Annotated in this window: 4 protein-coding genes and 1 pseudogene; 3 read left to right on the top strand and 2 right to left on the bottom strand. The window is 69.0% G+C overall.

Annotated elements, in window-relative coordinates:
- The first annotated feature begins 21 nt into the window (after positions 1 to 21).
- Entirely contained in the window at positions 22 to 3,570 is a 3,549-nt protein-coding gene (locus tag FNH08_RS34610; protein WP_152775483.1) for a WD40 repeat domain-containing protein, read from the top strand.
- 930 nt (positions 3,571 to 4,500) lie between these two features.
- Here the strand turns inward: FNH08_RS34610 and FNH08_RS54135 are convergent.
- A pseudogene (locus FNH08_RS54135) lies at positions 4,501 to 6,408 on the bottom strand (NACHT domain-containing protein); the annotation flags it as partial.
- 370 nt (positions 6,409 to 6,778) lie between these two features.
- On the opposite strand from FNH08_RS54135, the gene FNH08_RS34600 reads away from it, so the two are divergent.
- On the top strand, positions 6,779 to 7,351 hold the full coding sequence (locus tag FNH08_RS34600) for a M23 family metallopeptidase (protein WP_152775482.1): 573 nt from the start codon (positions 6,779 to 6,781) through the stop codon (positions 7,349 to 7,351).
- Between the two features lie 39 nt (positions 7,352 to 7,390).
- Here the strand turns inward: FNH08_RS34600 and FNH08_RS34595 are convergent, their stop codons facing one another.
- Positions 7,391 to 8,020, bottom strand: a complete 630-nt coding sequence (locus tag FNH08_RS34595) for a TetR/AcrR family transcriptional regulator (RefSeq protein WP_228034531.1) — start codon at positions 8,018 to 8,020, stop codon at positions 7,391 to 7,393.
- A 206-nt stretch (positions 8,021 to 8,226) separates the two neighbouring features.
- On the opposite strand from FNH08_RS34595, the gene FNH08_RS34590 reads away from it, so the two are divergent.
- Positions 8,227 to 9,846: an MDR family MFS transporter gene (locus tag FNH08_RS34590; RefSeq protein ID WP_152775481.1), complete on the top strand. Its 1,620-nt coding sequence runs from the start codon at positions 8,227 to 8,229 to the stop codon at positions 9,844 to 9,846.
- The last annotated feature ends 9 nt before the right edge of the window (positions 9,847 to 9,855 follow it).

Below are 9,855 nucleotides of genomic sequence, written 5' to 3'. Positions count from 1 at the left end.
CTGCGGACGGAGGCGGGCGGGATGACGTACCGGGCGATGGCCGAGCGGGCCGGCTACTCGGGCACGACCCTGTCGCAGGCGGCGGCGGGCGAGCAGCTGCCCACGCTGGCGGTGACCTTGGCCTACGTGGCGGCATGCGGGGGCAATGCGGTCGAGTGGGAAGCCCGGTGGAAACAGGTCATGGACGACGCCGCCGCGGTCGTCGCGGAGGAGGAGGGTGGTGAGGGGGCGGATGCGCCCTATCGAGGGCTGGCCCGGTTCGAGCCGGGCGACAGAGGACTTTTCTTCGGCCGGGACCGGCTCACTACCGACCTGCTGGATCTGCTGCGGCGCCGGCGGTTCGCCGCGGTGTTCGGCCCGTCCGGCAGTGGCAAGTCCTCCCTGCTGCGCGCGGGCCTGATTCCCACCCTCCAGCACTCCCAGGAAACCGGCTTGCGTCCGGCCGTGATCCAGATCCTCACGCCCGGCGACCACCCCGCTCGCGCCCACGCCCCTCTCCTCGACACAAGCGGACCCGGCGACGGCGGCACGGACACGTTCGTGATCGTCGACCAGTTCGAGGAGGTCTACACCCTCTGCCATGATCCGGCGGAACGTACCCGCTTCATCGACCTCCTGCTCGCCGCCCGCCAACCGGCAAGCCGATTAAGGGTGTTGATCGCGGTCCGCGCCGACTTCTACGGCCGTTGCGCCGAACACCACCCTCTGGCCGACGCACTGCGCGACGCCAACCTGCTGGTCGGTCCGATGAGCCAGGACGAACTGCGCGACGCCATCGTCAAACCGGCCACAGCCACCGGACTGACCCTGGAACGCGCCCTGACCGCGCGCATCATCCGGGACGTCGCCGACGAGTCCGGCGGCCTGCCCCTGATGTCGCACGCGCTCCTGGAGACCTGGCGAAGGCGCCGAGGAAGAGCACTCACCGAAGCCGTGTACGACGCCGTCGGCGGGGTGAGCGGTGCCATCGCCCGAACCGCGGAGCGCCTCTACACTCAACTCTCTCCTGAACAGGCCGCTGTCGCCCGCGATCTGCTGCTGCGGCTCATCACCCCCGGTGAAGGAGCACAGGACACCCGTCGCCCAGCTCTCCGCACCGAACTGGCCGCAAGCACGCATGGGCATGCTGCTCTGGTCCTGGAACGACTGGCCCGCGCCCGCTTGGTCACCCTCGATGACGACACCGTCGAACTCGCCCACGAAGCCTTGATCACCGCATGGCCGCGACTGCGTATGTGGATCGAGTCCGACCGCGAACTGCTGCGCGCGCACCGGCGTCTGACCAATACGGCGGGGGAGTGGGCGGAGCACGGCAGGGACGACGGGGTGCTCTACCGCGGAGTACGGCTGGCCGAGTGGGATGACCGGGACACCACCCGGCTCAATGACCTCGAACACGAGTTCCTGGCGGCGAGCCGCGACCGCGCACGGGCCGAGCGGGCGGCGGCGAGGCGCCGGGTGCGGCTGACCGTGAGTGGGCTCACGGCGGCGGTGGTCGCGCTGAGCGTCCTCGCCTTCGTCGCGTTCGTACAGGCCCGGCGGGCGGAAGCCGGGCGGGACCTCGCGTTCGCCCGGCAACTCGTGGCGAACGCTCGCGGCCAGGCACAACTCGACCCAGAGTTGGGGCTGTTGCTTGCTACCAGTGCCTACCGGACCAGTGCGACCGACGAGACCGAGGCGGCACTGCGCCAAGCCGTGTTCGAGTCACGGGTGAGGGCCGTGCTCGCCAGCCACGACGGGCAGGTCCTCGGGGTCTCGTTCAGTCCGGACGGCCGGTACGTCGCCACCAGCGGCGGGGACGGCGCGATACGGGTGTGGCGGTACGGCACGACGCTGCGCGACCCGGTGGTGCTGCGGGGCCGCGACGGCGAGGTGTGGACGCCGGTGTTCAGCCCGGACGGCACCCGGATCACGGCAGCCGGCGAGGACGGCACCGTCTCGGTGTGGAAGTGGGCGAGTGGTGCCGACCCGGTGGTCCTGCGAGGGCATACGGCACAGGTGTGGAGCGTCACGTTCAGCCCGGACGGCCGCAGCGTCGCCAGCGCCGCTGACGATGGCACCGTACGGATCTGGAACACCACGGGGAGAGGCGAACCGGTCGTGCTGCGCGGCCACGACGGGCGCGCGCTCGGCGTCTCGTTCAGCTCCGACGGACGCCGCCTTGCCAGCAGCGGTGGCGACGGAACGGTACGCGTCTGGGACGTCGGGACCCGGCGGACGACCGTGGTGCTGCGTGGGCACAGCAATTCCGTGGAGGCCCTCGCCTTCAGCCCCGACGGACAGCGCATCGCCACGGCGAGTACCGACGGAACCGTACGCCTGTGGGACCCCGAGGCGCCCGCCGAGTCGGTCGTGCTCGGCAGCCACGACGGCACGGCGGAGGGGATCGGCTTCAGCCGGGACGGCGCCCAGGTCGCGAGCACGGGCAACGACGGCACCGTTCGGATCTGGAACGTGCACCACCGCGCCGCGCCGTTGATCCTGCGCGGGCATCGCGGCAGCGTGACCGCGGTCGCGTTCGCCCCCGACGGACGGCGCCTGGTAAGTGTCAGCGAGGACGGCACCGTACGGATCTGGGAGGCGGCCCCGACGGGCAGCGACAGCGTCCTGAGCGGTCACGACGGGCCCGTGTGGGCGACGGTCCCCAGCCGGGACGGCCGCCGGCTCGCCAGCGCCAGCGCCGACGGGACCGTACGCGTCTGGCAGACCGGGAGCACCGCCCCGCCGACCGTGCTGCGCGGGCACGCCGGCGGGGTCCTCGGGGTGGCATTCAGCCCGGACGGCCGCCGGGTGGCCGGCACCGGCGACGACGGGACCATACGGATCTGGCCGGTGGACAACGCGACGAAACCCGTCGTACTGCGAGGCCACGACGGGTCGGTGTGGACCGCGGAGTTCAGCCCCGACGGACGCCGGCTGGTCACCGGCGGCAGCGACGGCACCGTACGGATCTGGCCCACCACTCCGGGCGCGGAACCCGTGGTGGTCGACACCGGACAGGACATAGTGCGGTACGTCGCCTACAGCCCCGACGGGCGACGCGTGGCCTCGGCCGGCCGGGACGGCACCATCCACGTCCTGGACCCCGCCACCGGCAAGGATCTAGAGGTCCTCCGTGGTCACAACGGCCTGGTATGGACGGTGGCGTTCAGCCCCGATGGACGGCACCTCGTCAGCGGCGGCAACGACGGATCGGCCAGGCTGTGGGATCTCACCAAGCCCGGCGGACCACGGGTACTGAACGGACATCAGGGAGTGGTGTGGAGTGTGTCGTTCGGTCCCGACGGCCGTCGGGTGGCGACCAGCGGCAACGACGCGACGACCCGGATCTGGAACACCACCGACAACAGCCCGCCCGTGGTCCTGCACGGATTCGGCGCCTCTGTAGAGAACACGAAGTTCCTGCCCGGCAACCGGTTCGTCAGCTCGCACGACGACGGCACCGTACGCGTCTGGACATGCCGCCCCTGCGCACCGGTCGACGAGGTCCTGCGGCGTTCCCGGGACGGCATCACCCGGGAACTGACCCAGGAGGAACGGGCCGGTTACCTCAACGAGTCAGCCGGATGAGTCGGCTCTGGCGGGCTGCGGCCGACGGCGAGTGACGGCGGGTTCCCACTGTCGGTCGCCGGATTAGGACCTGCCGGGAATCAACACGCTGATTTGATCTCGGTGTCGTCCGGGTCGAGGTATCTGGCGATGTCGTCCGGTGTGGAATCGGGCTGTGGAGGCGGGGACGGTACCACCGCGGGCTTCCAGGAGCGGGGCGGGCATCTTGCGATGCGAGTGGTGGTCGTCTCGGTCATCGGGCCTCCTACCGGCGTCCGTACGGCATCAGTGGGTGGCACTGACGGCTGGGCTTCAGCAGATCAGTTCCACGAGGAGTTCCGCGGAGGAGTGCGCGACCAGGTAGAGGTCGTCGTGGCGGAGCCGGGCGATGACCTCGCGGCCGTACACCGCGGTGTCGAACCGGTGCCAGGTGCCGGCGAGTTGCTTGCGCACCTGCCAGGAAGGGTGCTCGCTGAAGCGCGCCAGATAGGGGACCGCGGCGTCGGTTCCAATCAAGGAGGCGGTGATGACGCACAAATGCGCCGGATCGGGGGCGCCGGCCTCGCCTTGTGCTGCCCGGTCCGCCAGTTCATTTGGACCGGGAAGGAAGTCGAGGATGAGGGGACCGACCGAGGCCAGTTCGCGGGCCGCGTCCAGGTCCCGGGGTGGGATCAGCCGGGTGACGCCCTTCTCGATCGCGGCCCGCACCGCCGGGTCCAGTTCCGTGGCCTGCTCCAGACATGACGCAGCCAGCAGCCGGGCCCGGACGGAGCCGTCGCGCAGCAGGGAGCGCAGTACGTCGACCCGGTCACGGGGACGGCCCTGGGCTACCGCCAAGCGGATGACGTCCTCCCACTGATCGTCCGCAGCGTGCTTGTGGACCATCCCGAATGTGCCCTCGTCCAGCAGCGCACGCGCCCCCAGGAAGTCCTGGAACGTGCGGTGGCAGAAGTCGATCGTGTCGGCGGAGGGCGCGCGCAGCAGCCCGCTTCGGTTGACCAGATACGTCAGTACGGTGTTGGCGTCGCCCAGCGCGGCCATCTCCGGCAGGGCGGGCAGAGCCTTGCCGATCTCGGCTAGTGCTCGCTCGCGCGTCATCTCCGTACGGCCGTCCTTGATGAGCCAGTAAGCGAGTCGTTGCAGGATCTGAAGCTGGGGCTCCTCCCGGAGCTCCGGGCCCTGCATGCCACGTTCCCGGTCTCGGCGGGCCAGCAGCATGGTGAGCGCGGCCTCGTACAGCTCTTTGCGGCCGATCGGGAGGAAGCCGCGGCGGTCCCGGTGCAGGGCACAGATCAGACCGCACATGAGGGGATTGGTGGCCAGACGGCCGAGATCCGGTTTGGAGCGGACCGCGTGCAGAAGCTGGTTCCGGTACAAGGTGAGCGCCGTGTCCTCCTCGGGCCTGTCGGTACGCGCGGCCTCGTGCCAGCGTCCGATGAACGAGGCCACGTCCTCCGGGCACATCGGTGAGAGCGTGAACTCGGTGAAACCCTCGTCTGCGAGCCATTCCTCGCGCAGGGCCGAGGGCCGGGACGTGACCAGCCAGCGGTTGCCGGGATAGGCATCGATCAGATCGACGAGCCAGGTGCGGGCGCGTGCACGCTCACCCTCGGGAACTTCCGTCGATGCCGTCAATCAGGACGAGGCCGCGTCCGGTGGTGAGTACCCGGGCCTCGCAGCCGGGCGGCTGCTCTCCGGCGAGTGGTGAGTCCACCGCCGTGAGGAAGGCCTTGGGGGTGGGGAGACGTTCTCCCTGCCGCGTCAGGGTACGCAGCGAGAGTACGAAGGGGATCCGGCTGCGGAGGTACGCCATGCGGTCGTCGGGGCAGGGGCGGGCGGCGGAGACGGCGAGCCACTGGACGAGGGTCGTCTTGCCGGAGCCGGCCTCGCCGCGAAGGAGGACACGTTCATGATCGGCGAGCACTTCATCGGCCGGGCGGGGGCTGGGGGAGGCTTCCTGCAAGGCCTTGGCCCAGTGGACCGCGGCTTCGAGACCGGCGTTTGGGTCTTCCGCTCTCCCAAGTGCGGCCTGGAGCTCGTCCGCGGTCCGGGCCTGGGAGGCGCGGGTTTCTGTGTGGGCAACTGCTTCCCGGGCCTCGGCCTCAGCCATGTGTCTGTTCGCCGCGAGCCAGGCTGCCTCTGTGAGCAGCCTCGGGGGAGCCGTCGCCTCCAGGCTCAGGTAAGCCGCGTCAAGTGGCCACCGCCCTGGCGAGTTGACCAGGTCGATGCCGTAGATCAGTAACTTGCCGTATTTCTTCGAGATGTGCGAGAGACAGCGGCGCTCGAAGGCCGAGTCGCGCGCATCCGGCCTGGGGTTGTGCGTGATCAACTCGTCCAGTTTGGCGATGAGTTCGGCCTGACCTCGGCTTTGCTCCACCAGCGTGCGGGCCACGAAAGTGGATCTCTGGGTGAAGAAGTTGATGATGTGGACGCAGGCCCACTCCGTGAGGGAGTCCAGGAAGTAGGAGGCGTCCGCGGACAGATCCCGTGTGGGTGCCCGGTGGTGGAGCTTCCGGGCCAGATCCTGGTAGCCGAGGTGCACCACCTGCACGTCGTCCATGTCCAGTTCGCCCAGCGCCAGCAGGTTGCCGGCGAGTGCGTCGGTGACCGCCGTCTCCTCGTCCGGCGGGAAGGGGCGTTCGCCGGGCGAGTCCACCGCTTCCCGTACGAGGGTCGAGGCGAGCTTGCGTACGTCCTTCTCCGCCAGCGTCCGCTTCTCGCCCCCGAAGGAGATCAGGGCGGACAGCCGTACAGGCTTGTCGACCAGGGCCGCGCCGGGCCCTCCCGTACGAACAGCTTCTTCACCAGCGGAGCGACCGCGCTCGATGCCAGGCGCGTGCCGATGACCGCGGGATCCATGCGACCTCCCCCGAGAGCCGTGAACCGGAGCCGCCAGCGTAGTGCCCGTCACATTCCGGAGACCTCTGATCTTGAGGGTCGGTGACATGCGGCACAGGACGTACGTCACTTACTACGTGAGGTAGTGGGGAAAACCGTGGGCCGGTTGACAGCTATTTGGGTTGTTTGGATGGGTTTGCGTTGCAGTATCGGTTGCGAGGTGGCTTGAGGAGCCTTTTTTGATACGCAGGTGGCTTTTGTGCCTATAACTACCTCCTATCGTAGGTCACACGTTTTGGGATGGATTGGTGCTCGGGTTACCAAGGGATGGCCATCCGGCAGTCGCCTGGCTGCCGGGTGCTCCTTGTCCCCGTTCCTGTGAGGTAACTCCATGTCGAAGCGTGTCCGTTCCACCCGTCCCCGTACGTCCCTGCTCCGTCTGCGCGCGGCCGTCGTGGTCGCCGGGCTGGGGGCCTCGGTCGTGGGGGGTGCCGGGATGGCGGCCGCCGCCGACAGCGGTACGCCTGCCGCCGCGAAGAAGGCGGTCTCGTGGGTCACCCCCGTCAAGGACTACAAGCTCTCCGCCGGCTACGCGCAGGCCGGCAACATGTGGAGCCACACCCACAGCGGCCAGGACTTCGCCGTGAAGAGCGGTACGAACGTCGTCGCCGCGCACAGCGGGAAGGTCGTCAAGGCGGGCGGCAACGGCGCCGGTGACGGTCCCGCGTACGGCAACGCCGTGGTCATCAACCACGGCAACGGAACGTTCTCCCAGTACGCCCACCTGTCGCGCGTCGACGTGAAGCCGGGGCAGGTCGTCAAGACCGGGCAGCACATAGCGCTCTCCGGCAACACCGGTAACTCCAGCGGTCCGCACCTGCACTTCGAGGTCCGTACGACCGCCAACTACGGGTCCGCCGTCAACCCGGTCGCCTTCCTGAAGACCAAGGGCGTCGGCGTCTGAGCCGGCGCTGTCCGGGCCGCCGTGCCGGCCCGGCCCCGCTCACGCGTCGCGGGCGCCTCCGTGCGCCTGCGTCACCAGATCGATCGCGACCTCCAGGGCTGCCTTGCGCTTGTCCTCGGGGTCGCCTTCGACGTCCCGGAGGGCGATGATCCCCGCGTGCATCGTGAAGAGCGCGCTCACACAGCGGATCTGGTCGATCAGGGGAACGTCCGGTTCCTTGAGGAGGTCCATCATCATCAGCATGCGGTCCTTGAACGACTCGCCGACGCTCAACTCCCGTACGGTCGCCTGGTTCTCGTGCATGAAGCGCATGAGCGGTGCCGCGGCCGACAGGGCCTCGCTGTAGCGGCGGAGGACCTCCTGCTTGGTGGCGAGGCCGTGCGGCTGCTCCTTCGCCCACTCGATCAGCTCGTCGATCGGACGGGTCATGTCCTGGAACAGGCTGATGAGGATGTCTTCCTTGGTCTTGAAGTGGTAGTAGAGGGCGGCCTTGGTGACGGCGAGCCGCTCCGCGATCTCGCGCAGTGACGTCTTCTCGTACCCCTGCTCGGCGAAGAGCTCCAGGGCCACGTCCTGGATGCGCTGGCGGGTGTCCCCGCGGCGCTGCTGCTTCGTACCGTCCGTGCCGCCCGTGCCGACCATGCCGCCCGTGCCCTCCCTCTCGCTCATGCCGCCCACCGTCGCACTCCTCGTACTCCCCGACATCCCCCGTCGGTCAAGCCTACGGAAACTTACTTGACGACCGGCTAGTTACGCGTCTACGTTCCTTCAGTGTAGTCAACTAGCCGGTCGGCAAGTAAGCGCCAGGGGGCGTCAGCGCAAGCCAGTGAGTGGCTGAGCGGTCGGGACCGGCGGCACCTAGGGGAGTGGGGACGATGGCGGAAGCGGTTACGGACACCGGGAAGGCCGGGGGCGGTGAAAAACCGAGGAGCGTACGGGTCGTCCTGTTCGCGCTGATGATCGCGATGCTGCTCGCGATGCTCGACAACATGATCATCGGGACGGCCATGCCGACGATCGTCGGCGAACTGGGCGGACTCGAGCACCTGTCATGGGTCGTCACCGCCTACACCCTCGCCACCGCCGCCTCCACCCCGATCTGGGGCAAGGTCGGCGACATGTACGGGCGCAAGGGCGCCTTCCTCACCTCGATCGTGGTCTTCCTGATCGGATCGGCGCTCAGCGGCATGGCCCAGGACATGGGGCAGCTGATCGGGTTCCGGGCCGTTCAGGGGCTCGGCGCGGGCGGGCTCATGGTCGGGGTCATGGCGATCATCGGCGATCTGATACCGCCGCGGGAGCGGGGCAAGTACCAGGGCATGATGGCCGGCGTCATGGCGTTCGCCATGATCCTGGGACCGCTGGTCGGCGGCACGATCACCGACAACTGGGGCTGGCGCTGGTCCTTCTACATCAACCTCCCCCTCGGCGTGGTCGCGCTGATCGCCGTCACCACCGTCCTGCACCTGCCGAAGAAGACCGAGAACCGCTCGTGGCGGCGCATCGACTTCCTCGGGGCGGCGCTGCTGACCGTGGGCATCACGTCCATCGTGCTCGTCACCACGTGGGGCGGGACCGAGTACGCGTGGGGCTCGGCCATGATCATGGAGCTGGCCGCGATCGGGGTGGCCGCGCTCGTGGGCTTCGTGTTCTGGGAGACCAGGGCGGCGGAGCCGGTGATGCCGCTGCACATCTTCAGGAGCCGCAACTTCTCGCTGATGTCGATGATCGGCTTCATCACCGGTTTCGTGATGTTCGGGGCCGTGCTGTTCCTGCCGCTGTACCAGCAGTCGGTGCAGGGCGCGTCCGCCACCAACTCGGGCTTGCTGCTGCTGCCGATGCTGGGCGCGATGCTCGCCGTGTCGATGGTGGCGGGGCGGGTGACCACGGGGACCGGCAGGTACAAGGTGTTCCCGGTCGTGGGCAGCGTACTGATGACGGTGGGGCTGTTCCTGCTCGCCCAGATGGACACGGGGACGTCCCGGCTGACGTCCGGGCTCTTCATGGCGGTGCTCGGGGCGGGCATGGGGTGTCTGATGCAGATCACCATGCTGGTCGCGCAGAACAGCGTCGAGATGAAGGACATGGGTGTCGCCTCGTCGTCGACGACTCTCTTCCGGACGCTCGGGTCGTCCTTCGGGGTCGCGATCATGGGAGCGCTGTTCAACAACCGGGTCCAGGACGTCATGGCCCAGCGGGCCGGGGATCTCGGGTCCAAGGTGACCGAGCAGTCGGCGCAGCTGGATGCGGCGAGTCTGGCGAAGTTGCCGGCGCCGGCTCGGGAGGCGTACCAGTACGCGGTGTCCGCGGGGACGCACTCCGCGTTTCTGCTGGGGGCCGGGGTGGCTGTGCTCGCTCTGGTGGCCGCGGTGTTCGTGAAGGAGGTGCCGCTCAAGGGAGCGGGGGCCGACCCGAAGCCGGAGGACGCCGACGTGGCGGGCTCCGGGGGTGCGGTCGAGGACGCTGGGCCGAAGGCGGTTGCTGAGGCTGTGTGAGGGCGGGGC

This window comes from Streptomyces spongiae (assembly GCF_009377185.1).
GTDB lineage: Bacteria > Actinomycetota > Actinomycetes > Streptomycetales > Streptomycetaceae > Streptomyces > Streptomyces spongiae.
Note: the sequence above shows the minus strand (reverse complement) of the source record. Positions and strands in the feature narration are given on the sequence as shown.